This is a genomic window from Streptomyces sp. NPDC002580 (assembly GCF_042889485.1).
GTDB lineage: Bacteria > Actinomycetota > Actinomycetes > Streptomycetales > Streptomycetaceae > Streptomyces.
Genome location: NZ_JBIAQZ010000004.1, coordinates 244,628 through 268,490, shown reverse-complemented (window position 1 = coordinate 268,490; position 23,863 = coordinate 244,628). Strand labels below are relative to the sequence as shown.

The window sequence follows — 23,863 nt, the reverse complement described above, 5'->3', positions numbered from 1 at the left end:
GGCCCCGCTCCGTCCCCCGCGTTCCCACACGTCGCGTCGCGACACGACAGGGTGGTGGCCGTACCGCGCCGCAGCCGGTACGGCCACCACGTCACGCCGCGTGGCCGCCGTCCACCGCGAACTCGGCCCCCGTCACGTACCCCGCCTCGCCTCCCGCCAGGTAGGCGACCATCGACGCGACCTCGGCGGCGGTGCCGAAGCGGCCCGCGGCGGTCATCGCGGCCTGACCCGGCGCGTACGGACCGTCCGCCGGGTTCATGTCCGTGTCGACCGGGCCGGGATGGACGATGTTGGCGGTGATTCCCCGCCCGCCCAGTTCCCGGGCGAGCGCCTTGGTCAGACCGATCAGCGCGGACTTGCTCATCGCGTACAGCGTTCCCCCGGGGCCGGGTACCCGCTGCGTCATGCAACTGCCGATCGTGATGATCCGCCCGCCGTCCCCGAGGTGCGGGGCCGCCGCCTGGGAGACGAGGAAGACGCCCCGGACGTTGACGGCGAGCACCCGGTCGACCTCCGCCGCGGACAGGGAGTCCAACGGTCCCAGGACGCCCACCCCCGCGTTGTTGACGAGCACGTCGAGCCGCCCGAACTCCGCGACGACCCGGTCGGCCGCCCCGCCCGCCGCCCTCGCGTCCGAGGAGTCCGCGCACAGGGCGAGCCCCCTGCGTCCGAGCGCCTCGACGCCCCGCACGACCTCCTGAGCCGCTTCCTCGTCGCTCACGAAGGTGACGGCCACGTCCGCTCCCTCGCGGGCCAGACGCAGCGCCGTCGCGGCCCCGATGCCCCGGCTGCCACCGGTCACGAGGGCCACCCTGCCGTTCATGGTTCCTTGAGATGTCATATGTCCATCCCAGCCCCCTCGCGGTCCCGGCACCGGCGGCGAACGGACATCGAGTTCGCCGGGCACCGGCACGGGGCGCGGCGCTTCACCCGATGGGCCGGAACTCTTCACTCCGCTTCCCGCGTTCTCCTGGCGTGACCCTTCAGCAAGAAATCGTCGGCAATGCCATGCAGATGGCGGTCGTCAACCTGGGCCTCGGCCAGACCGTGTACTGCGAAGCGGGAAAGTTCCTGTTCAAGACGACCAACGTGACCATGGAGACGCGGCTCTCCGGTCCGTCCGGCGGCGACCGGCAGCAGGGCGGGGGCGCGGGCGTGGGCGGCATGCTGCGCCAGGCCGTGGGTACCGCCATGCAGGCCGGTCAGCGCGCCCTCGCGGGCGAGTCGCTGGCGTTCCAGTACTTCACCTCGACGGGCGGCGAGGGCACCGTCGGCTTCGCGGGCGTGCTGCCCGGCGAGATGCGCGCCCTGGAGCTCGACGGCACGCGCGCGTGGTTCGCCGAGAAGGACGCCTTCGTGGCGGCGGAGTCGAGCGTGCGGTTCGGGATCGCCTTCCAGGGCGGCCGCACCGGGCGGAGCGGCGGCGAGGGATTCGTCCTGGAGAAGTTCACCGGGCACGGCACGGTGATCATCGCGGGCGCGGGCAACTTCATCGACCTGAACCCGGCCGACTTCGGTGGCCGCATCGAGGTCGACACCGGCTGTGTCGTCGCCTTCGAGGAGGGCATCCAGTACGGAGTCCAGCGCATCGGAGGCCTCAACCGCCAGGGCCTGATGAACGCGGCCTTCGGTGGTGAGGGTCTGTCGCTCGCCACCTTGGAGGGCGACGGACAGGTGATCCTCCAGTCGCTCACCATCGAGAGCCTCGCCAACGCCCTGAGAAAGGCACAGGGCGGCGACAAGCAGGGCCCGACGGGCGGGCTGTTCTCGTCCGACGTGGGGTGATGGGGTTCCGGGGTCGCGCATCGCGGCCGGGCGGGATCGCTCGATGCGGCGGGGAGGCGTGGCTCAGGGGCAGTTTTGGGCCGACCGGCGGCGGGACGGGCGCTCCGGACGGGGCGACGGCTGCCTGATCCGCCGGGACGGGGGTGGTTGCTGCGGCGGGGCTCGGACCAGATCTGCGGTGATCCCGATTCGTGCGCGCGGACTTGAACCGTTCGAGCCGGCGCAACGTATGAGCCGCCGGGGATGCCCCCGCGCTGCCCGGAAGTACGACACCGACCGTGGCGCGCCTGCCTCGGAACGTCGTGCACGGATCGCCGAGATGGTGACCACGTGCCGCGATCAGGACACCGGAAGAGGGCCGAACGATCTCATTGATGGAGAGCCGGCCGATCAGCAGTGATCTCGGCGCGGGCATCGACACGGACGCGGCGCCCGTGCGGGACCATGAGCCTTTTCCGACCTCACGCTGATGCGTGGTGAAGGACGAGGACGGCCTTCACCAGGTCGGTGATGCGGTTGGTGCTGCAGCGGGGTTTCCGCGGGAGCCGCCGGCCTTTGAGGGTGGCCATGGCCTGCTCGCCGAGGCAGCGGATCTTGGCGTGGGTGCTGTTGTGCCCGCGCTGCCACCGCTTGGGGCGACGGCCGCGGAAGGGCACCGGGATGGAATCGCCGGCGCCCTGATGAGCCTTGTCGGCCCAGTACTTCGGTCCGGCCTCGGCGAGTGCGTCGACGATGCCGTGGGTACGGGCGGCGGTCAGGTCGTGAAGGGAGCCGGGGAGCGCGGGCGAAGCCCGCAGCGGCCGTCCGAACGGGTCGGTGAGGACTTGGACGTTCATGCCGTGGCGCAGGTGAGCCAGGACCGGAAGCGCCTGCCGGCTCGGCGTGATGCGACGCCATCGGGTGCCGATCTTGCGGCGGTGAGCGGCCAGGCGCCGGGCAAGGTGACGAAGGTGCGCGCTGGACAGATCGATCGCCGATGGGTGAACAAGCACGCGAAGTTCCTGGCCGGCACGGGTGATCTTGGTCGTGAACCCGTCTACCGGGAGCTTCGTCGTTCACCTCGCGCAGGGTGCCCCAACCTGCCAGCCACGCCAGCAGGTTGGAAAAGGCTCACGGTCTCGCTCTGGCGGCTGGACAATTCACCTGAAACCCTGGGGGACTCACCGAGCGGGTCCCCCAGGGTTCGTTTACCGAATGGAAAAATCCATGTTCTCCCTTCGCGCGGACGATGGCGACGACACGCGACTCGGATTCTTCTCCGACATCCGGGACTTCTTCACCGGGCACGAGGACGCGCTGTCCGAATTCGATCCGGAGGCAGATGTCGACGGCGAGGATCGCGGATGCTGGCTGAGCCCCCGACTGATCGGCCCGGACGCGCCGGGAGCCCTGAGGAGGGCACTCCACCCCGAGGGAGGTTCCGGAGACGACCCCGTCAATGTGTGGATCGACCTCCACGACACGACCGGCCGGACCATCGGCTCGTATTTCGCGGGAGCCGTGACGTTGGAACGCTGGGAGGAAGAGGAGGGTGGGACGGCGGTGGCCACCTTGTCCTGCTGGCTGGCCTCGCTGCCGGAAGCCGGAGCGCACGAGGTGTGGAAGGCTTGGAGCCGTCGCTCGCCCACCGCCGTGAACGACTGGGTGAGCCTTCCGATAGGTCAGCGGGAGGGCTGGCTCGAGGTCGCCCGAAAGTATCTGGGTGCCGCTGGAAAGGTAAATCCGCGTCGAGAGCAGTACACACTCGACGGCGCGAACATCAGTGATGTCGCAAGTTTCTACTGTGCCATTGGCGAAGCCATGAACGGCCCTGGAGGGTACTACGGCAGTAATTTGGCCGCACTCGACGACTGCCTTTTTGGTGGATTCGGCCCAGCCGCCCCTTTCCGTCTCGTCTGGGAGAGTTCCGAGGTGGCAGCGGACATGCTGGGTGGTCTTCCCGCCTATCATCCGAACGCTTCGGTGCTGGATCTGATCGTCAATTGCCTTGAGCGGCGCGGGGTCACCGTTGAGTTCGCGTAATGGGCAAGGTGGCGCGGGGTGGATGTCCTCAGTTGCGGGTGTCGACTGTCCGACCTCACGGAGGGCTTGGATCCGCACACCGTGATCGATCCGTCCATGATTCGGTCCGGCGGCCGGAACACGACTGTCTGGCCGAGGGGCAGGATCGGTGATCGTCGCCTTCGGCGGCGATGTGAACCCGACGTTCTGAAACAGAGATTCCTCGGTCGAAGTGGCAAGCCCGCCCCGTTCTCGACGGGTCGGGCTTGCCGCGTCCTGGCGTTCCAGGGGCAGGGAAAAGACCGAGGAGACGGCGATGGCGGCGGGTGGGGTCGGGGTCGCGCTCGTGCGGTGATCGGCTCGGCGCGACGGGCCTGGCCGGTGGCTTCCGGGCGGCTGTCGAGACCGGGTGGGGCCGCGGCGCGCAGGTTAACTCCCGGAAAATCCTTCGGACTTGACGGAAGAAAACAGCGTCCTTGACATTGACATGTCATGCTCTACGCGCGTCATCCTAGGTCCATGAGATTCCCCCCACGTACCACTCGTATCGGTGCCCTCGTGGCCCTCATGTCCGCCCTGCTCGTCGGCGGCACCGCCGTGGTTCCGGCCAACGCGGCGGCGACCGCCGTCGGCAGCATCTGTTACAGCGCGCTGCCCTCCCAGGCGTACACCACGCTCAACCTGATCGCGTCCGGAGGCCCCTTCCCGTACTCGCAGGACGGGGCGGTCTTCCAGAACCGGGAGGGTGTCCTGCCCTCCCAGTCCACCGGCTACTACCACGAGTACACGGTCGTCACGCCCGGCTCCTCGACGCGTGGCGCCCGTCGCATCGTGACCGGCAAGAAGACCCGGGAGGACTACTACACCGCGGACCACTACGTCACGTTCCGGCTGGTCAACTTCGCCTGCTGATCGCTCACCGATCGTTCAGTGATCGCTTGCTGATCCCGTCCGCGGTGATCCGTCCTGGCCAGCCGTGATTCGTCCTGGCCGACCGTGATCCGTCGTGGTCCGCTGAGGTCCATGCCGGACCGGCGTGATCCGTCGTGTCCCCCGCGATCCGCGGTGACCCGCCGGTGGGCGGGGACGCCGGGAGTCCGGACCGTGTTCAGCCGGACTTCCGGCTCTCCGCAGCCGCGAACAGCGCGAACGCCAGGACGAGCAGCGTGGCGCTCGCGTAGATCTCGTGACCGTCGAGGAATCCCAGCCGCCGCACGAGCCCCCAACCGCGCGGCCATCCGGTGATCTCCCGGACGAGACCGAGGACGCCCTGTACGAGGGCGACGAAACCGAGAACCTCCAGAATCTGCTTCATGGAACGACCCTCGCCCCGTCGGCCCCCCGAGCGCATCGGCCTCGGGGCGAGGGCCGTCCGACCGAAGTCTTCGTTCCCGGCCCTTCGGCCCGACGAAAGTCTGAAGCGGCCCGACTTCGGTCGGTGACGGCCCCTGTGGGGAGGTGCCGGCGGGTCCCGCTGCGTAGATTTGGTGACCGTGAGTGCTGACCATCCGGTGCCCGAGCCGCGTGACGTTCCCGGGCCGACCCTGCCCGGCCGACGCTGGCTGCTGCCCTCGGCCGTGGCCTCGGAGCTCGACCCCGACGCCGTGCGGGCGGGGCGCTCCGGACGGCCGCGGCGCACCCTGCGCGACTGGTTCGTCGACTTCGGCCTCTTCCTGCTGGCCGTCGTCATCGGTCTTGCGGCCGCGAACACCCTGACCGACGACCCGAACACCCCGCACGGCCTCGCCGTCGCCGACCAGTGGATCGGCGCGCTCGCCTGCGCCGCGGTCTGGCTGCGCCGACGCTGGCCACTGGGACTCGCCGTCGCCATGATCCCGGTCGGACTGGTCGCGAACACGTCGGGCGGCGCGGGCCTGGTCGCCCTGTTCACCCTCGCCGTGCACCGGCCCTTCCGGTACGTGGCCTCGGTCGCCGGGGTCCAGCTCGCGCTGCTCCCGGCGTTCTTCTGGCTCCGGCCCGACCCCGAGCTGCCCTATCCCGCCGCCGTCGCCGTCACCGCGCTGCTCACCTCTGCGGTGGTCGGCTGGGGCATGTTCGTACGGTCCAAGCGCCAGCTCATGCTGAGTCTGCGGGACCGGGCGCGGCGGGCCGAGACGGAGGCGGCGCTGCGGGCCGAGCAGGCGCAGCGGCTCGCCCGCGAGGCGATCGCGCGCGAGATGCACGACGTGCTCGCGCACCGGCTCACGCTGCTGAGCGTGCACGCGGGGGCGCTGGAGTTCCGGCCCGACGCGCCTCGCGAGGAGGTCGCCCGGGCGGCGGGAGTGATCCGGGAGAGCGCGCACGAGGCGCTGCAGGATCTGCGTGAGATCATCGGGGTGCTGCGGGCCGGGGACTCCGACGACGCGGGGCGGCCGCAGCCGACGCTCGCGGCGCTCGAGGGGCTCGTCGCCGAGTCGCGGTCCGCCGGGGCGAAGGTCGTCCTCGACAGTGGTGTCTCCGACCCGGACGCCGTGCCCGCGTCCGTCGGCCGCACCGCCTACCGCATCGTCCAGGAGGCGTTGACCAACGCCCGCAAGCACGCGCCCGGGGCCGAGGTCACGGTGACGGTGCGGGGGGCCGCCGGAGACGGGCTGACCGTGACGGTCGCCCATCCCGCGCCGCCGGGTGAGGTGCCGAAGGTGCCGGGGTCAGGGCAGGGGCTGATCGGGTTGACGGAGCGGGCGACTCTGGCGGGAGGGCGGTTGGAGCACGGGGCCCTGGGGGGTGGGGGGTTTCGGGTTCGGGCTTGGTTGCCGTGGGGTGGCTGAGCCGGGTGCGGGTCCCCTGCGGGGTGCGGTGCGGTGCGTTGTGGGTCGGGGCCGTGTCGGTACATCCGCCCGTCGCCGTCGGGTGAGGTGTGGGCGTCGGTGGCGACGGGCTTGCGATGTACCGGCACGGCCCCTTCCGTCCGCTGCCGGCTGCCGGCAGCGGGTGCGTTTCGGCTTTTCAGCCTTCGACCGGGGGCGGGATCCAGCCCTCCGGCGCAGGATCCGTCCCCTCCGGCGTTTGAGGAGCGGGGTCCGGGGCGGCGCCCCGGGTACGGGACGGGTAGGGGCGGATGGGGCGATGAGAGGTGGGCGGGTGGGCCCGGACCTTGGGATGGGGGCGGGGCCCGGACCTTGGGAGACGGGTGGGGCTCCCAGGCCTTGGGAGAGGGTGGGGAAGGGTGATGTGGGGTTCGGGGAGCTGGTTGGGTGGGGGGCATGACTGCGATCCGTGTGCTGCTCGTCGATGACGATCCCCTGGTGAGAGCGGGGTTGTCCCTGATGATGGGCGGCGCCGAGGACATCGAGATCGTGGGGGAGGCCGCCGACGGGAGTGAGGTGCAGGCACTCGTCGACCGCACCCGGCCCGACGTCGTCCTGATGGACATCAGGATGCCGACCGTCGACGGACTGACCGCCACCGAGCGCCTGCGCGGTCGTGAAGAGGCGCCCCAGGTCGTGGTCCTGACGACCTTTCACGCCGACGAGCAGGTGCTGCGCGCCCTGAGGGCGGGCGCGGCCGGCTTCGTTCTCAAGGACACCCCGCCCGCGGAGATCGTGGCCGCGGTGCGCCGGGTCGCGGCCGGGGATCCGGTGCTGTCGCCCACCGTCACCCGCCAGTTGATGGCGCACGCCGCCGGTTCCGCACTCGACACCCGCAGGTCCGCGGCGCGTTCGCGGATGGCCGCTCTGAACGAACGGGAGCGCGAGGTCGCCGTGGCCGTCGGACGGGGGAGCCCGAACGCGGAGATCGCCGCCGCACTGTTCATGAGCGTCGCCACGGTCAAGACGCACGTCTCGCGGATCCTGGCCAAGCTCGATCTCAACAACCGTGTGCAGATAGCCCTGTTGGCCTACGACGCGGGTCTCCTGGAGGAGGACGGGCACTGATCGGTGGCCTCGGGCGTTGGACGGTGTGACGCGAGGGGGAGTCGTGATCGATCTGGGGGAGTACGGGGCGCGGTTCACCGAGGATCCGCACCCCGTCTACGCGGAGTTGCGCGAGCTCGGTCCGGTGCACCGGGTGCGATTGCCGCACCCCGACGCGCGCCACGAGACCTGGCTCGTCGTCGGGTACGAGGAGGCGCGGGCCGCGCTCGCCGACCCGCGACTGGCCAAGGACGGGGAGAAGATCGGGGTCACGTTCCTGGACGAGGAGCTGATCGGCAAACATCTGCTCGTCGCCGATCCGCCGCGGCACACCAGACTGAGGACGCTGATCGCGGGTGAGTTCACCGGGCGGCGGGTCGCGGCGCTGCGCCCCCGGATCCAGGAGATCACCGACGAACTGCTCGACGCGATGCTGCCCCGCGGCCGCGCCGACCTCGTCGAGTCGTTCGCCTATCCACTTCCGCTGACCGTCATCTGCGAGCTGCTCGGGGTGCCCGAGCAGGACCGGGCCGCCTTTCGCGCGCTGTCCACGGAGGCCGTCGCGCCCACCAGCGCCGGGAGCGAGTACGAGGCCTTCGTCGAACTCGCCGCGTATTTAGGTGAGTTGATTGAGTTCAAGAGGCGCAGGGGGCCCGAGGGCGACTTGCTCAGCGGGCTCATCCGCACCACCGCGGAGGACGGTGACCGGCTCTCGTCCCAGGAACTGCGGGGCATGGCGTTCGTGCTCCTGGTCGCCGGGCACGAGACGACGGTCAACCTCATCGCCGGAGCGGTCCGGGCCCTGCTCGATCACCCCGACCAACTCGCGGCGCTGCGGGCCGACATGACGCTCCTCGACGGTGCCGTCGAGGAGACGCTCCGCTATGAGGGACCGGTGGAGAACGCCACGTTCCGCTACGCGGCGGAGCCGCTCGACATCGGCGGCACGGCCATCGGGTCCGGCGAAGCGGTGATGATCGGCCTCACCGCCGCCGACCGTGACGGGGTGCGCTATGCGGCGCCCGACCGCTTCGACATCCGGCGCGAGGCCCGGGGTCATCTCGCCTTCGGACACGGCATCCACTACTGTCTGGGCGCGCCGCTGGCCCGGCTCGAAGCCCGTGTGGCGCTCCGCTCGTTGCTGGAGCGGTGTCCGGACCTGGCGCTCGACGGACCGCCGAGCGGGTGGCTGCCCGGCATGCTGATGCGAGGTGTGCGCCGGATGCCGGTGCGCTGGTGAACGGCCCGGTGCCGTGTGAGGAGTGTCGACGGTGCTGCGTACGGCGGAGATCACCGCGGAGTTGACCGAGGTGGAGGACTCCCACCAGCTCTACTGGCGTTCCCGGCTGGAGTTCAGCGTGGACTGCTTCGTCTGCGAGCGGATCGGACGGACGACGGTGTTCGAGCGCGGGGCGGAGCGGGCGCTGTGCTCCGGCAGTCGCAGCGGATTCAAGCGCCACCACACCGCCGGCAGGATCGCGGGGTTCGACACGACGACGGGCGGCGAGCGGCTTGCGGTCCGCGCCCTGCTCGACTTCTGGTGGGCCCCGTTCACCGACACCAGGGACGGCCACCGGTCCGCCGCGCCCACCAGCCATCCCTGGGTGCGGCTGCAACTCGCCTACCACTGCCAGGAGTCGGGGGAGTCGGGCAGCGGCAGCATCCAGACCAACCAGGCCAGGCCGCATCGCCTGACGTGCAAGCACTGCGACCGGGTGCTCGGTGTCGACCGGCAGACGCCGGCCGTGCGGCTGCTGGGATGAGGGACCGGCCGTGAGGTCCGTCCTCGTCGCCGGGTCCAGGAGCGCTCCTGGACCCGGCGACGGTACGTCCGGGCGCGGTGCCCGCCGTGCTCAGTTCCTGCGGCCCGGGATCTCCGCAGGTGACACCGGGCGCCGCTCGCGTCGTGACACTTCGCAGGCCTCGGCGATGCGCAGTGCCTCCAGTGCCTCACGGCCGTCGCAGGGGTTGGCGCGTTCGCCGCGGATCACCTCGACGAAGGCGGCGAGTTCCGCCTCGTACGCGGGGCCGAAGCGTTCCAGGAAACCCGTCCACGGTTTGTCGGCGGGCGGGGGTCCGGCCGGTTCGGTCGAGGCGATCGGCGTACGGTCGTCCAGGCCGACGGTGATCTGGTCCAGTTCGCCGGAGAGTTCCATGCGGACGTCGTAGCCCGCGCCGTTCATCCGGGTGGCCGTCGCCGTCGCGAGCATGCCGTCGTCGAACGTGAGGACGGCCGCGCCGGTGTCGATGTCGCCCGCCTCGCGGAACATCGAGGGGCCGGCGTCGGAACCGGTCGCGTACACCTGGACGACCTCGCGGCCGGTGACCCAGCGCAGCATGTCGAAGTCGTGGATCAGGCAGTCGCGGTAGAGCCCGCCGGAGAGCGGGAGGTAGTCGGCCGGGGGCGGTGACTGGTCGGACGTCATCGCGCGCACGGTGTGCAGCCGGCCGAGCCGGCCCGAGCGCACCGCCTCGCGGGCGACCGTGTAGCCCACGTCGAAGCGGCGCTGGAAGCCCATCTGCAGAACCGTTCCGGCGGCGTCGACCTCGGCGAGGGCGGCCAGCGTGCCCGCCAGGTCGAGGGCTATGGGCTTCTCGCAGAAGACCGGGAGTCCGGAGCGGGCCGCCCGTCCGATCAGTTCGGCGTGGGCCGAGGTGGCGGCGGTGATGACCACCGCGTCGACGCCCCAGGTGAAGATCTCGTTCACGCTGGGCGCCGCCGTCGCGCCCAGCCGGTCCGCCAGTCGCTGGGCCCGCGAGGGGTCGGCGTCCGTGACGATGAGGGAGCCGCCCACCTCGCGATGACGGCTGAGAGTGGCCGCATGAAATGTACCGATACGACCCGCTCCGATGAGTCCGATGCGCATGGGAACAAACTGATGGCCGACCGGCGGTGCTGTCAATGGTTTGTCCGGACAATCGAACCTCACAACTTCCCGTCAACATCTCCCGGAGCTACGCTCGGGCCGTGGCCAAACCAGATGTGGATCCGACCGTGTCGCTCCAGCTCAGCGTCGACCGCAGCAGCCCGGTCCCGCTCTACTTCCAGCTGTCGCAGCAACTCGAGGCGGCCATCGAGCACGGCGCACTGACCCCCGGCAGCCTGCTCGGCAACGAGATCGAGCTCGCCGCGCGGCTCGGTCTGTCCCGTCCCACGGTCCGCCAGGCCATCCAGTCCCTGGTCGACAAAGGCCTGCTCGTACGGCGCCGCGGCGTCGGCACCCAGGTCGTGCACAGCCAGGTCAAGCGCCCGCTGGAGCTCAGCAGTCTCTACGACGACCTGGAGTCGGCGGGACAGCGCCCCGCCACGCAGGTCCTCGTCAACATCGTCGAACCGGCGTCCACCGAGGTCGCGGCCGCCCTCGGGGTGGCCGAGGGCAGCGAGGTCCACCGTGTCGAGCGGCTCCGGCTCGCGCACGGCGAGCCGATGGCGTACCTCTGCAACTTCCTTCCCCCCGGCCTGCTGGAACTCGACAGCGCCCGGATGGAGGCCACCGGCCTGTACCGGCTGATGCGCGGCGCGGGCATCACCCTGCACAGCGCCCGCCAGTCCGTCGGCGCCCGCGCGGCCGGGGCGGAGGAGGGCGAGCGGCTCGGCGAGCCGGCCGGGGCTCCCCTGCTGACCATGCAGCGCACCACCTTCGACGACACCGGCCGCCCCGTCGAGTTCGGCACCCATGTCTACCGCGCCTCGCGCTACTCCTTCGAGTTCCAGCTGCTCGTCAGGCCCTGACCCGCTCGCTCCCGGCGCCGCGCTGAGCCACTCTCCGCAGCCCTGCCCTGCCCTGCCCTGCCCTGAGCCGGGCCGGGCCGAGGTGTTCCGTGCCGCGCTCCGGACGCCCGTGAAGGCACCCCGCCCTCGGTCCGGTCCGCCGGCGGTCCTGACCTGACGAGGCCTGACCAGGGTCGGCTTGGTCCGATGCGCATCGACCCGCTCGGCCCGCCGTGACCGGCCTGCGCGGGGGACCCCGGTTCGTCCCTCCCCGCCACCCGGGCGGCCTCACCGCGCCGCCGACGCGCGTCGCGCGCGGGACCCGTCGGTCGGGGGGACGGTCTCCGTGGTCGATACTTGGTCGTTTGGGCCGGTTCGACTCCGGCCCCGAAGGGCCCGCGGAAGGGCCCCCGGTCCGGTCCGTCCGGCCCGGCACATCAAGGAGCACGGCAAGAAGGGCACGGCCTCGTGGCACGGACTCGAACCTGGGTGGGCATCGCGCTGGCAGGAGCGCTGGGGGCGTCCCTGGTGGGATGCAGCAGCACCGGCGGCAAGCGGGCCGAGGACGCCCGCAAGGCGGCGGAGGCCCAGGGCAGGGCCGCGGTGAACACGCCCCGGTGGACCTTCGCGATGGTCACCCACTCGGGCGACGGCGACACCTTCTGGGACATCGTGCAGAACGGTGCCAAGCAGGCCGCGGTCAAGGACAACATCAACTTCCTGTACTCGCACGACGACGAGGCCCAGCAGCAGGCACAGCTCGTGGACGCCGCCGTCGACAAGAAGGTCGACGGCATCATCGTCACGCTGGCCAAGCCCGACGCGATGAAGGCCGCGGTCGCGCGGGCCCGCGAGGCGGGCATCCCGGTGATCACGGTGAACTCGGGATCCGAGGAGTCGAAGGCCTTCGGCGCGCTCACCCACATCGGCCAGGACGAGACGATCGCCGGCGAGGCCGTCGGCGAGGAACTGAACAAGCGGGGCCGCAAGAAGGCCCTGTGCGTCCTGCACGAACAGGGCAACGTCGGTCACGAGCAGCGCTGCGCGGGCATCAGGAAGACGTTCGACGGGACGGTGCAGAACCTCTACGTGACGGGCACCAACATGCCCGACGTGCAGTCCTCCATCGGCGCCAAGCTCCAGGCGGACGGCTCCATCGACGCGGTGGTCACGCTCGGCGCGCCGTTCGCGGACACCGCGGTCAAGGCCAGGCAGGACGCGGGCGGCAAGGCGGAGATCGACACCTTCGACCTGAACGCGAAGGTCGCCGCCGAGCTCAAGAACGGCACCCTCGGCTTCGCCGTCGACCAGCAGCCCTGGCTCCAGGGCTACGAGGCCGTGGACCTGCTCTGGCTCTACAAGTACAACGCGGACGTCCTCGGCGGTGGCAAGCCGGTCCTCACCGGACCGCAGATCATCACCAAGGACCAGGCCGCCGAGCTGGAGAAGTACGCGGACCGGGGGACCCGATGAGCGCCACGGCACCCGCGCCGACCCCCGGCCCCGGGACCGACGAGCGCCTCCTGAGGACCTCGCCCCTGCGCAGACTCCTGAGCCGCCCGGAACTCGGCTCCGTGGTCGGCGCGGTCGCCGTCTTCCTCTTCTTCGCGATCTTCGCGGACAGCTTCGTCCGGGCCGCGAGTCTCAGTACCGTCCTGTACGCGGCGTCGACCATCGGCATCATGGCCGTCCCGGTCGCGTTGCTGATGATCGGCGGCGAGTTCGACCTCTCCGCAGGCGTCATGGTGACCAGCTCCGCGCTGATCTCGTCGATGTTCAGCTACCAGATGACGGCGAACGTCTGGGTCGGCGTGTTCGTCTCGCTCCTCGTGACGCTCGCGATCGGCGTCTTCAACGGAGTCATGCTGACCCGTACCGACCCGCCCAGCTTCATCATCACGCTCGGCACCTTCCTGATGCTGACCGGCATGAACCTCGGATTCACCAAGCTGATCAGCGGCACGGTCTCCACCAAGTCGATCTCCGACATGGAGGGGTTCTCCTCCGCCAAGGACGTCTTCGCGTCGACGATCACCATCGGCGGTGTCGACTTCAAGATCACCATCCTGTGGTGGCTGGTCCTGGTGGCCGTCGCCACCTGGATCCTGCTGCGCACCCGCGTCGGCAACTGGATCTACGCCGTGGGCGGTGGCGAGGAGGCGGCCCGCGCGGTCGGTGTCCCGGTCGACAAGACCAAGATCGGCCTCTACATGGGGGTCGCCCTCGGCGCCTGGATCTCCGGACAGCACCTGCTGTTCTCGTTCGACGTGGTGCAGTCCGGCGAGGGCGTCGGGAACGAACTGATCTACATCATCGCGGCCGTCATCGGCGGCTGCCTGATCACCGGCGGCTACGGCTCCGCGGTCGGTGCCGCCGTCGGCGCGCTGATCTTCGGCATGGTCAGCAAGGGAATCGTCTTCGCCGAGTGGAACCCGGACTGGTTCAAGTTCTTCCTGGGCGTGATGCTGCTCCTCGCGACCCTGCTCAACCACTGGGTCCGCAAGCGCGCGGAGGCGACGAAGTGACGACGGACAGGAACATGGCCGAGGAACCCGCCGGCACGGAGCGCACGGCGCTCGTCGAGCTCGACGACGTCAGTAAGTACTACGGCAACATCCGCGCCCTCGAAGGCGTCTCGCTGGAGGTCGCCGCAGGGGAGATCACCTGCGTGCTCGGGGACAACGGCGCGGGCAAGTCCACCCTCATCAAGATCATCTCGGGGCGTCACCGGCACGACGGGGGCACCCTGCGCATCGAGGGCGAGGAGACCCGGCTCGCCTCCCCGCGCGAGGCCCTGGACCGGGGCATCGCGACCGTCTACCAGGACCTGGCCGTCGTCCCGCTCATGCCGGTGTGGCGGAACTTCTTCCTCGGTTCCGAGCCTCGGAAGGGGGCCGGCCCGTTCAAGCGCCTGGACGTCGATCTCATGCGGCGGACGACCCACGCGGAACTCCTGCGGATGGGCATCGACCTCCGTGACGTCGACCAGCCGATCGGCACCCTCTCCGGAGGCGAGCGCCAGTGCGTGGCGATCGCCCGTGCCGTCCACTTCGGCGCCAAGGTCCTCGTCCTCGACGAGCCGACCGCAGCCCTCGGGGTGAAGCAATCCGGCGTGGTCCTCAAATATGTGGCTGCCGCACGCGACGCCGGACTGGGTGTTGTATTGGTCACCCATAATCCTCATCACGCCTATCTGGTGGGTGATCGCTTCGTCCTGCTGAAGCGCGGCACCATGTCCGGCAGCCACACCCGGGACGGGATCACGCTCGACGAGCTGACGCGCCAGATGGCGGGCGGGAGCGAGCTGGACGACCTGCGCCACGAACTGGAGAACCGCGCCGGGTGAGGCGGGTCGCGCCGTGACCCGTACGGCTCCGCCGACCGGCCGGGACGGGCCACGGGCGGCCCGCGGGTCACGCGCGTCCCCGCGGTTCCACGGTGCGGCGCCGGTGCGGTGTAGGGCAGAATCGGCGCGATGAGTACCTACCGCGACCTCGCGCTTCCCCGAGCTCTCGGCTCCGCTCGGGCAGGGGGTACCCCCATCGGCTCCGCGCGGGGCACCGTCCTGCGGACCGTGGGGACACGCGAGCGCCGTTCCCATCTGACGGCACCCCGCGTCCCCACCGTCGGCATCGACATCGGCGGTACGAAGGTGATGGCGGGCGTCGTGGACGCCGACGGCAACATCCTGGAGAAACTCCGGGCCGAGACGCCGGACAAGTCCAAGAGCCCCAAGGTCGTCGAGGACACCATCGTCGAGCTGGTGCTGGACCTCTCCGACCGGCACGACGTGCACGCCGTCGGCATCGGCGCGGCCGGCTGGGTCGACGCCGAGCGCAACCGCGTCCTGTTCGCCCCCCACCTGTCCTGGCGCAACGAGCCCCTGCGCGACCGCCTCGCCGGGCGGCTCGCCGTGCCCGTCCTCGTCGACAACGACGCCAACGCCGCCGCCTGGGCCGAGTGGCGGTTCGGCGCCGGCCGCGGCGAGGACCACCTCGTGATGATCACGCTCGGGACCGGCATCGGCGGCGCCATCCTCGAGGACGGCCGGGTCAAGCGCGGCAAGTTCGGTGTCGCCGGAGAGTTCGGCCACATGCAGGTCGTGCCCGGCGGCCACCGGTGCCCGTGCGGCAACCGAGGCTGCTGGGAGCAGTACAGCTCCGGCAACGCGCTGGTCCGCGAGGCCCGCGAGCTCGCCGCTGCCGACTCCCCGGTGGCGTACGGGATCATCGAGCACGTCAAGGGCAACATCGGGGACATCACCGGCCCGCTCATCACCGAGCTGGCCCGCGAGGGCGACGCCATGTGCGTCGAGCTCCTCCAGGACATCGGCCAGTGGCTCGGCGTGGGCATCGCCAACCTGGCGGCCGCCCTCGATCCCTCCTGCTTCGTCATCGGCGGCGGGGTCAGCGCGGCCGACGACCTGCTGATCGGCCCCGCGCGCGAGGCCTTCCGCCGTCATCTCACGGGCCGTGGCTACCGCCCCGAGGCACGGATCGCGCGTGCCCAGCTCGGTCCCGAGGCCGGCATGGTCGGCGCCGCGGACCTCGCGCGGCTCGTCGCCCGCCGTTTCCGGCGCGCCAAGCGCCGCCGTGTCGAGCGCTACGAGCGGTACGAGCGCTACGCCGAGTCCCGTCGCACCACCCAGGAGTCGCTGTGACGGCCTCACTGCCCCGCCAGGCCTCGCCCCCGGACGAGCCGCGTCGGCCGCCCGAGGACCCGCGCCGCAGGTTCCGCCGCCGCGCGCTGACGCTGCTGATCATCGTGCTGCTCATCGGCGTACCGGCCGGCTATCTGGTGATCTCCGCCAACCAGAGCCGCGACAGCGGCAAGGACAAGGAGAAGAAGTACTCGGCGACGGGCCTCACCGAGGGCTGGCCCTCGCGCGTCCAGCGCCGTCTCTACCAGGTCCCCATCCCCGGCTATTCCACCGACGTCGCGTACTACGAGACGAACAACTGGAAGACCAGCCGCCTGTACGTCCAGTTCGGCACCACCGAGGTGGGCCTCGTCCGGTTCCTCCAGGGCATCGGCAGCAGCCGTGACGACCTGAAGGCGGACGACATCACCATCGGCGCGCGCGACCAGAAGGTCGTCGGCTGGGAGTTCACGGGGCCCGGACCCTGGTCGGGGCTCGTCCACAAGCAGAAGGACCCCGCTCCCACCCAGGACATCGTGGTGAACCGGTCCGAGCCAGGACACCCGATGGTGTACGTCGTCTCGCGCACGATCCCGTAACCCGCTCCGGGCACGACGCCGGTCCGGTCCGCGGCCGCTCCCGTCCACCGCGCCCCGCCCCGCCTCGCCTCACCCCGCCCCGGCCGGTGCCCGCGTGGTGCGGTCGTGGGGGCCGGTTGTCAGACCCCGCCCGTAGAGTCGAGGACGACTGATTCGACGGAGGGGCGGGAGGTGACCGGGCGTATGCGGGACGGGGCGGACGTGGTGACAGGGCGGGCGCGTGCCTCCGGTGCGCCTTCGGCACGGGTGCGCACGGTGTCCGTGCCGGAGTCCCCGGCGCGGGAGCCCTCCACGGCGTCGCGTCCCGGCGGGACGCCGTCCGTGCGGCTCGCCGCCGTCTTCCTGCCCGCGCCCCTGCCGCGCGAGGGACGGATCGCGTTCTGGGACCCCGAGAGCGAACCCCCGCCCTCCGCCCCCGGCTCCGATCCCGAGGACGAGGGGCCGGGCACGCCGACGGAGGAGCGCCCCGAGGGCGCGTCGTCGGCCGTCCCGGAAAGGGACGCGTCCGCGCTCGGGCACACCGAGCTGACGGTCGTACGGCCGCACGGTCCGGGAGTCCGCAGGAGCACCGTGTCCGCACTGACCCTCTCCGTGGCCGAGGCCCTGCCGCTCCTGGCGGGGGCCCGCCGGAACCCCGCGGCGCATCCCGCCACCGCCTGCTGGGGAGCCGCCGCGCTGCACGCGCTGCGCCTCGTCGCGCGCGGTCGGCTGCTCCCCGGTCTCACCCCCGACGGCTTCGACTCCTGGCGCGCGGGCCCTCTGGACCAGGACGACATCGCCCACCTGAGGTCGGTCGCCGCGGCCCTTCCGTACGAAGGACACGCGGTGCCGCTCCCCGGCAGGGGACCGATCCTGCTGCCCGAACCGGAAGCGCTGATGCGGTCCTTCCTCGACGCGGTCGCCGACACCCTGCCGCGCACCCCGGCCGCGCCCCACACCTCCGGCAGGCCCTTCGCGGCGCGCGAGCCGCAGCGACTGGCCGGCGCCCACGACTGGGCCGCCGAGGTCGCCGCGGGCATGGACGCGGGCGTACGGATCTCGCTGCGCCTGGACCTGTCCGCGCACCAGCTCTTCGACGACGGTGAGGGAGCGCGCCGCGCGGGCGCCGCCGTCGTCCAGGTGCACAGCCTCGCCGACCCCACCCTCGTCGTCGACGCGGCCGCCCTCTGGTCGGGAACGGCCGACGAGGTCTTCGGTCCCCGCGCACGCGTCGACGCCGCCCTCGCCGTCCGTCGGGCCGCCCGGGTCTGGCCGCCCCTGGACCGGCTGTCCGAACAGGACGTGCCCGATGTGCTCGCCCTCTCCGAGGAGGAGCTGTCGGATCTGCTCGGGGTCGTGTCCACCCGCCTGGGCGCGGCGGGCGTCGCCGTGCACTGGCCGCGGGACCTGGCCCACGACCTGACCGCCGCCGCGGTGGTGCGTCCCGCGCCGGGGTCGGCCACCGACGGGACCGGGTTCTTCGAGAGCGAGGAACTCCTGCAGTTCCGCTGGCAGTTGGCCCTCGGCGGAGATCCGCTCAGCGAGGCCGAGATGGACGCCCTGGCCGAGGCGCACCGGCCGGTCGTCCGGCTGCGCGACCAGTGGGTCCTGGTCGACCCGGCGCTCGTCCGCAAGGCCCGCAAGCGCGAACTGGGCCTGCTCGACCCCGTCGACGCCCTCTCCGTCGCACTGACCGGAAGCGCCGAGGTCGACGGCGAGACCGTCGAGGCGGTGCCGGTCGGCGCCCTCGCCACGCTGCGCGACCGCCTCACGGCGGGCGTGACCGCGATCGAGCCGCCCCCCGGTCTGGACGCCCGCCTGCGGGACTACCAACTCCGCGGCCTGGCCTGGCTGGACCTCATGACCTCCCTCGGTCTCGGCGGCTGTCTCGCCGACGACATGGGACTCGGCAAGACCGTCACCCTCATCGCGCTCCACCTGCGGCGGGCCCGCAGCGAACCGACCCTGGTGGTCTGCCCCGCGTCGCTCCTCGGCAACTGGCAGCGGGAGATCACCCGTTTCGCGCCCGGGGTCCCCGTGCGCCGGTTCCACGGCCCCGACCGCACCTTCGACGGTCTCGACGGCGGCTTCGTCCTCACCACCTACGGCACGATGCGGTCGGCCGCCGCCCAGCTCGCCGGCCGGCCCTGGGGCATGGTCGTCGCCGACGAGGCCCAGCACGTCAAGAACCCGTACTCCGCGACGGCGAAGGCCCTGCGGACGATCCCGGCCCCCGCGCGCGTCGCGCTCACCGGCACCCCCGTCGAGAACAACCTCTCCGAACTGTGGGCCCTGCTGGACTGGACGACACCCGGGCTGCTCGGTCCCCTCAAGTCCTTCCGCGCCCGGCACGCGCGCGCAGTCGAGAACGGCGAGGACGAGGAGGCCGTGGCCCGGCTGGCCCGGCTGATCCGCCCGTTCCTGCTCCGCCGCAAGAAGTCCGACCCCGGGATCGTGCCCGAGCTCCCGCCCAAGACGGAGACGGACCATCCCGTCCCGCTGACCCGTGAGCAGGCCTCCCTCTACGAGGCGGTGGTCCGCGAATCCATGCTGGCCATCGAGACCACCGACGGCATCGCCCGCAGGGGACTGGTCCTCAAGCTCCTGACCTCCCTCAAGCAGATCTGCGACCACCCGGCCCTGTTCCTGAAGGAGGACACCCGGGCCGCCGCCCACGGCCCCGCCACCCGTTCCGGCAAACTGGCCCTGCTCGACGAGCTGTTGGACACGTTGCTGGCCGAGGACGGCTCCGCACTCGTCTTCACCCAGTACGTGGGCATGGCCCGCCTCATCACGGCGCATCTGACCGCCCGCGCCGTCCCGGTGGAACTCCTGCACGGCGGCACCCCGGTCGCCGAACGCGAACACATGGTGGACCGCTTCCAGAGCGGGGCGACCCCGGTCCTCGTGCTGTCCCTCAAGGCCGCCGGCACCGGCCTGAACCTCACCCGCGCCGGCCATGTCGTCCACTTCGACCGGTGGTGGAACCCCGCGGTCGAGGAGCAGGCCACCGACCGCGCCTACCGCATCGGCCAGACCCAGCCGGTGCAGGTCCACCGCCTCATCACGGAGGGCACGGTGGAGGACCGCATCGCCGAGATGCTCGAGGCGAAGCGGGCTCTGGCCGACGCGATCCTCGGCTCCGGCGAGGCGTCCCTGACGGAGCTGACGGACCGGGACCTGTCCGACCTCGTATCGCTTCGGAGGCAGACATGAGCGGGACCGAGGGGGAGGAGCGTCCCGTGGCGGAGGCCGGGGACGGCGACCGGGCCGACAGCACCGGGCGGCCTCGTCCCGTCACCGGGGACCGCCCCGCCGACGAGGCCCGGCGGGCGTTGCGCGCGGCCCGGGAGAAGGAGCGGGAGAGCGCGGCGGCCGAGGAGCACCCGGGCGCGCGCGCCGCCCGGGAAGCGGTGACCGGCATGCCCTCCAGAGCCCCCGAGACGCCCGCGAGCCCGACCTCCTCGCCCACGGCGTCCCCGAGCGCGGTGTCCCGGGGACCGAGGCCGAGCGAGGCGGCCCGCGAGGCCCTGCGACGGGCGACCGCGGCGGCCAAGGCGGCCGGTGGCGGCACCGAGTCGGGCGCCGGGACGGCCGGCGGAGAGGGTGCGACGGCGGGGCCCCTCGCGGGTGGCGGTGAGGGGGCGGGTCCGTATCCGGACGCGCGCCTGGATGCCGATGCCGACGCGGGTTCCGACTCCGGAGACGACGAGGGCGACGCCCGGGTGCCGGACGTGCGGGAAACGCGCGACGGACCGCTTCCGGCGTCCGGAGGTTCCCCCGAGGCCGCCTCGGATCAGGGCTCCGCCGAGAGGTCGGTGAAGGCTTCGGAGGCGATGGAGCCCGCCACGGCCGACCGTTCCGGCGCGGGGACCGCAGGGGGAGCGCGCCCCGGTGACATCGCCCGCGACGCGCTGCGGGCGGCCCGGGACGAGGCGAGACGCCTTCGGACGCGGGGAACGGACGGCGACGGGGAGGGGACGACGGAGGCCGTGGACGCGGGAGTCGACGCGAGACGGCGGCCCGCCAGGACGTCCCCCGCCGGTTCCCGCGGGCGACGCACCCCTGCGAAGCCCGTGACCCCCCGGAGCCCTGTGAGCGGGGGCGGGGACTCCCGGGCACAGGAGCTGCGCGATCTGCTCTCCGGCGCCTTCCGGTTGCCCGCCGACCTGCTCGACGACACCGGGGACACGTCGCATCCCGCCGACCACGACGGCGAGGCGGATCGCGACAGGGACCACGGTCGGCCCGCGCGCCCGGCGGACGGTCGCGAGGCGATGCCGGCCGTCGGGACCGTCAACCCCGGGACCATGGCGTCTCCCGGCCGTGACGGCCGGTTGCGCCGTACCTTCCCCGCCTTTCTCCCCCGGCCCGCGGGCGCCGACGGCTTCGCGGAGACGTGGTGGGGCAACGCCTGGGTCACCGCGCTGGAGGAAGGGGCCCTGGACGCGGCCCGACTGGCACGCGGGCGGACGTACGCCGGACAGGGACACGTCGACGCGATCACCGTCACTCCCGGTCTGGTGCTCGCGTACGTGCACGGGAGCCGCCCCCGGCCCTACCGGGTCCAGGTCAGGGTCCGGACGCTGACCGACGACGACTGGGACCGTTTCCTCGACGCCGCCGCCGAACGGCCCGGACACATCGCGGCACTGCTCGACAAGGAGATGCCCAGGTCGCTGGCGGAGTGCGGCGTGGAACTGCTCCCCGGCGCGGGCGAACTCGAACCGCACTGCAGCTGCCCCGACTTCGGCCACCCCTGCAAGCACGGGGCCGCACTCTGCTACCAGCTGGCACGGCTGCTCGACCAGGACCCCTTCGTCCTCCTCCTGTTGCGCGGCCGCGGCGAGCGCGAGCTGCTGGACGCGCTGTCCCGGCGCAACGCCGCCCGCGCGGCCCGCGCCGCCCAGGACCGGGAACCGGCACAGCTGCCCGGAGTGCGCGCCCGCGAGGCCGTCGCACGACGCGTGCTGCCCCCGCTCCCCGCCCCGCTGCCGCCGCCCGCGCATCCCGAGCAGCCGCCGACCTACCCGGCCGCGCCGGGAGGCCCGGACCCGTTCGCGCTGGACCAGTTGGCCACGGACGCGGCCGCCCGCGCGCACGCGCTGCTGACCTCGGGCCGCGATCCGGTGGCGGACCTGACGCTCTGGCAGGACGCGGTGCGCATCGCCGCGGCCCGTCCCGGATCGGGTCTCACGGCGACCACGCGCGCGCTCTACTCCTCGCTCGCCTCCGCCACCGGCCGCACCCCGACCGAACTGGCGCGGGCCGTGGCCGCCTGGCGCCAGGGTGGATTCGACGCGCTCGGCGTGCTCGAAGAGCCCTGGGATCCTCCCGCGGGCCGGTTCGACCGGGCCAGGCCGCTGATGACGGCCGCCGACTTCCCGGCCTTCCGCCCCTGGCGCAACCATCTCACCCACCCGCACGGCCACGCCCAGCTCCGTCTGGGCCGCAACGGCCTGTGGTACGCCTACGAGTCCGAGGCCGGCCGCGACGACTGGTGGCCCCGGGGCACCCCCGACCTCGACCCGGTCGGCGCCCTGACCGGCCTCGGCGCACCGGGCGAGATCTGACCCGACCGGACTCGCCGCGCGCCGCCGGCCGGTGGTGGTGCGGCTCGGTCTCCGTCCCCGCGCGCCGGACGCGGGACACCGTCGGCCGCGGGTTCGAGCGGGCCTTGATCACCCGGACCCGATCAGCGAGCCCTTTCCCACCCCAGGTTGAGGCGTGGTGAAGGACGGTGAGGGCCACCCGACTGCACACCTCCCTGCGGACGGTGCAGCGCCGGATCCGGTACCTGATGGACTCCCTGAACGTATGGAACCGCATGCAACTGGGCTTCCACACGCCACGGTTGGGCTGGCTGGAGACCGAACGGAACGACCGTCGCGGCGAGATGCCTCCCGAGGGGGAGCACGGTCGAGGACTTCCTGCCGGGGTGCCCCACCCCATAGGGCCCAACAGGCAGTGCCCAAAAGTGACTTCTCGCCGGTGGGATAGGGTGCGGCGACACCGATCCGCTCGGTCCACCCGAGCCGCGCCAAGGGCAGACGCAGGGGCTGTCCGAGGGGGAGCTGGATGCTGCAGGCGTTGGGTCTGGGCCTGACCGAAGAGGCTGTCTACACCGCGCTGCTCGCCCGTCCGACAGCCTCCGCGCCGGAACTCGCCCGGCAGACCGGGCTCGAGGAGTCCGAGACCACCCGCATCCTGGTCGGGCTGTCGGCACGTGGCCTGGTGGCGATCGCCGCCGAGGCCGGGAGCACGGTACCCGACTCGGCCGCGCACGGGGCCGAACGGCCGCCCGCCCGCTATCGGCTCACCCCGCCCTCGGTGGCCCTGGCCCCGCTCCTCGTCGAGCAGCGCAACGCACTCCATCGGGCCGAGACCGCGTTCTCGATGCTGACCGAGCAGTACCGCAGTACCGCCGCGCATCCCGCGGGCAGCGTCATGGAGGTGGTCGTCGGGGTGGAGCAGGTCGCGCACCGCTTCCACCAACTGCAACGCGGCGCCCAGCGGGAGTTGCTCGTCTTTCTCGTCGGGGAGCCCAACGCGGTGCCGCGTGAGGACGCCGACGCCTCGGAGAGTTCGGCGCTGGACCGCGGGGTCGACTTCCGGGTCGTGGCGGCCAAGGACTATCTCGACGGGCCCGACGTGGGCCGGGACGTCCGGGAGGCCATCACGGCGGGCCTGGAGATCCGCCTGGTCGACTCGTTGCCGCTGAAGATGGTCGTGTCGGACCGGGAGCGGGCCATGGTGCCGCTGGACATGTCGGACTCCGGCGGTGAGCCGAGCGCCATCGTGGTGCACCGCAGCGGGCTGCTGACCGCCCTGGTCCATCTCTTCGAGAAGGAATGGGAGCAGGCCCGTCCGCTATACGCCACCACCACCGGCGTACACGCGGCGGTGACGGCCGACGAACAGCCGACCGAGGGCGAACTGGAAGTCCTGTCCATGTTGTTGGCAGGGATCTCCGACCGGCGGGTGGCCTCCCAGCTCGGTCTGTCCATCCGCACGGTGGAGCGCCGGACCCGCCGTCTGATGGACCTCGCCGGAGCGGATTCGCGCCTTCAGCTCGGGTGGCACGCGGCGCGCGCGGGCTGGTTCTGACCCGTCGGGCCGATAGGCGCCGGACGATCGCGCGGGGGCGGAATGCGGGCGTACCAGCACCTGCCGGACTCGAAGGCGCACCGCCTCACCCGGCCGCCACGGCTGTCGCGTGGCGGGAAGCCGACATGCGGGAAACCCGTCACCCGCCGGCATCCCTCTTCGATCCGAGGGCGTGTCAGGCTGCAGC

Annotated in this window: 20 protein-coding genes; 16 read left to right on the top strand and 4 right to left on the bottom strand. The window is 72.0% G+C overall.

Features of this window, described 5'->3' with window-relative positions; all coding sequences use genetic code 11:
- Nucleotides 1-91: 91 nt before the first annotated feature.
- Nucleotides 92-823, bottom strand: a complete 732-nt coding sequence (locus tag ACFYW7_RS15290; protein WP_389502116.1) for an SDR family oxidoreductase — start codon at nucleotides 821-823, stop codon at nucleotides 92-94.
- Nucleotides 824-975: 152 nt separating this feature from the next.
- Between ACFYW7_RS15290 and ACFYW7_RS15285 the strand changes: the two genes are divergently transcribed.
- On the top strand, nucleotides 976-1,785 hold the full coding sequence (locus ACFYW7_RS15285; RefSeq protein ID WP_389502114.1) for an AIM24 family protein: 810 nt from the start codon (nucleotides 976-978) through the stop codon (nucleotides 1,783-1,785).
- A gap of 461 nt (nucleotides 1,786-2,246) precedes the next feature.
- Here the strand turns inward: ACFYW7_RS15285 and ACFYW7_RS15280 are convergent, their stop codons facing one another.
- On the bottom strand, nucleotides 2,247-2,777 hold the full coding sequence (locus ACFYW7_RS15280; protein ID WP_389502112.1) for a transposase family protein: 531 nt from the start codon (nucleotides 2,775-2,777) through the stop codon (nucleotides 2,247-2,249).
- 214 nt (nucleotides 2,778-2,991) lie between these two features.
- On the opposite strand from ACFYW7_RS15280, the gene ACFYW7_RS15275 reads away from it, so the two are divergent.
- Both ACFYW7_RS15275 and ACFYW7_RS15270 read left to right on the top strand, forming a co-directional pair.
- Nucleotides 2,992-3,807: a barstar family protein gene (locus ACFYW7_RS15275; RefSeq protein WP_389502110.1), complete on the top strand. Its 816-nt coding sequence runs from the start codon at nucleotides 2,992-2,994 to the stop codon at nucleotides 3,805-3,807.
- A 498-nt stretch (nucleotides 3,808-4,305) separates the two neighbouring features.
- Entirely contained in the window at nucleotides 4,306-4,698 is a 393-nt protein-coding gene (locus ACFYW7_RS15270) for a ribonuclease domain-containing protein (protein ID WP_389502108.1), read from the top strand.
- Nucleotides 4,699-4,894: 196 nt separating this feature from the next.
- Here the strand turns inward: ACFYW7_RS15270 and ACFYW7_RS15265 are convergent, their stop codons facing one another.
- Nucleotides 4,895-5,101 carry a hypothetical protein gene (locus ACFYW7_RS15265; protein WP_389502106.1) on the bottom strand — a complete coding sequence of 69 codons (207 nt, stop codon included), beginning with the start codon at nucleotides 5,099-5,101 and terminating at the stop codon, nucleotides 4,895-4,897.
- A gap of 178 nt (nucleotides 5,102-5,279) precedes the next feature.
- Between ACFYW7_RS15265 and ACFYW7_RS15260 the strand changes: the two genes are divergently transcribed.
- The 4 genes from ACFYW7_RS15260 (at nucleotide 5,280) to ACFYW7_RS15245 (ending at nucleotide 9,403) form a co-directional block, all read left to right on the top strand.
- Complete coding sequence (locus ACFYW7_RS15260) at nucleotides 5,280-6,554, top strand: histidine kinase (RefSeq protein ID WP_389502104.1); 1,275 nt, start codon at nucleotides 5,280-5,282, stop codon at nucleotides 6,552-6,554.
- Between the two features lie 435 nt (nucleotides 6,555-6,989).
- On the top strand, nucleotides 6,990-7,661 hold the full coding sequence (locus ACFYW7_RS15255) for a response regulator (protein ID WP_389502102.1): 672 nt from the start codon (nucleotides 6,990-6,992) through the stop codon (nucleotides 7,659-7,661).
- Between the two features lie 43 nt (nucleotides 7,662-7,704).
- Nucleotides 7,705-8,880 carry a cytochrome P450 gene (locus ACFYW7_RS15250; RefSeq protein WP_389502100.1) on the top strand — a complete coding sequence of 392 codons (1,176 nt, stop codon included), beginning with the start codon at nucleotides 7,705-7,707 and terminating at the stop codon, nucleotides 8,878-8,880.
- 31 nt (nucleotides 8,881-8,911) lie between these two features.
- The gene (locus ACFYW7_RS15245; RefSeq protein ID WP_389502098.1) at nucleotides 8,912-9,403 is read left to right on the top strand and encodes a hypothetical protein; all 492 of its coding nucleotides are present in this window, start codon (nucleotides 8,912-8,914) and stop codon (nucleotides 9,401-9,403) included.
- A gap of 90 nt (nucleotides 9,404-9,493) precedes the next feature.
- Here the strand turns inward: ACFYW7_RS15245 and ACFYW7_RS15240 are convergent, their stop codons facing one another.
- Complete coding sequence (locus tag ACFYW7_RS15240) at nucleotides 9,494-10,507, bottom strand: Gfo/Idh/MocA family oxidoreductase (protein ID WP_389502096.1); 1,014 nt, start codon at nucleotides 10,505-10,507, stop codon at nucleotides 9,494-9,496.
- Nucleotides 10,508-10,635: 128 nt separating this feature from the next.
- Here ACFYW7_RS15240 and ACFYW7_RS15235 point away from each other — a divergent pair, with 128 nt between their 5' ends.
- The 9 genes from ACFYW7_RS15235 to ACFYW7_RS15195 all read left to right on the top strand — a co-directional run bounded on the left by ACFYW7_RS15235 (nucleotide 10,636) and on the right by ACFYW7_RS15195 (nucleotide 23,676).
- Complete coding sequence (locus ACFYW7_RS15235; protein WP_389502724.1) at nucleotides 10,636-11,373, top strand: GntR family transcriptional regulator; 738 nt, start codon at nucleotides 10,636-10,638, stop codon at nucleotides 11,371-11,373.
- 447 nt (nucleotides 11,374-11,820) lie between these two features.
- On the top strand, nucleotides 11,821-12,825 hold the full coding sequence (locus ACFYW7_RS15230; protein WP_389502094.1) for a sugar ABC transporter substrate-binding protein: 1,005 nt from the start codon (nucleotides 11,821-11,823) through the stop codon (nucleotides 12,823-12,825).
- On the top strand, nucleotides 12,822-13,877 hold the full coding sequence (locus tag ACFYW7_RS15225) for an ABC transporter permease (protein ID WP_389502092.1): 1,056 nt from the start codon (nucleotides 12,822-12,824) through the stop codon (nucleotides 13,875-13,877). The genes ACFYW7_RS15230 and ACFYW7_RS15225 overlap by 4 nt, the downstream gene beginning before the upstream one ends.
- Nucleotides 13,878-13,891: 14 nt before the next feature.
- Nucleotides 13,892-14,698 (top strand): ATP-binding cassette domain-containing protein, encoded by an 807-nt coding sequence (locus ACFYW7_RS15220; RefSeq protein ID WP_389502722.1) that lies wholly within the window; start codon nucleotides 13,892-13,894, stop codon nucleotides 14,696-14,698.
- Between the two features lie 129 nt (nucleotides 14,699-14,827).
- On the top strand, nucleotides 14,828-16,012 hold the full coding sequence (locus tag ACFYW7_RS15215) for an ROK family glucokinase (RefSeq protein ID WP_389502090.1): 1,185 nt from the start codon (nucleotides 14,828-14,830) through the stop codon (nucleotides 16,010-16,012).
- Nucleotides 16,009-16,590: a sugar kinase gene (locus ACFYW7_RS15210; RefSeq protein ID WP_389502088.1), complete on the top strand. Its 582-nt coding sequence runs from the start codon at nucleotides 16,009-16,011 to the stop codon at nucleotides 16,588-16,590. Before ACFYW7_RS15215 ends, ACFYW7_RS15210 begins: the two co-directional genes overlap by 4 nt.
- A gap of 183 nt (nucleotides 16,591-16,773) precedes the next feature.
- Nucleotides 16,774-19,785 (top strand): SNF2-related protein, encoded by a 3,012-nt coding sequence (locus ACFYW7_RS15205; protein ID WP_389502720.1) that lies wholly within the window; start codon nucleotides 16,774-16,776, stop codon nucleotides 19,783-19,785.
- A complete protein-coding gene (locus ACFYW7_RS15200; RefSeq protein WP_389502085.1) occupies nucleotides 19,782-22,142 on the top strand; it encodes an SWIM zinc finger family protein in 2,361 nt (786 codons plus the stop codon). Before ACFYW7_RS15205 ends, ACFYW7_RS15200 begins: the two co-directional genes overlap by 4 nt.
- Nucleotides 22,143-22,647: 505 nt before the next feature.
- Complete coding sequence (locus ACFYW7_RS15195; RefSeq protein WP_389502082.1) at nucleotides 22,648-23,676, top strand: helix-turn-helix domain-containing protein; 1,029 nt, start codon at nucleotides 22,648-22,650, stop codon at nucleotides 23,674-23,676.
- Nucleotides 23,677-23,863: the final 187 nt, after the last annotated feature.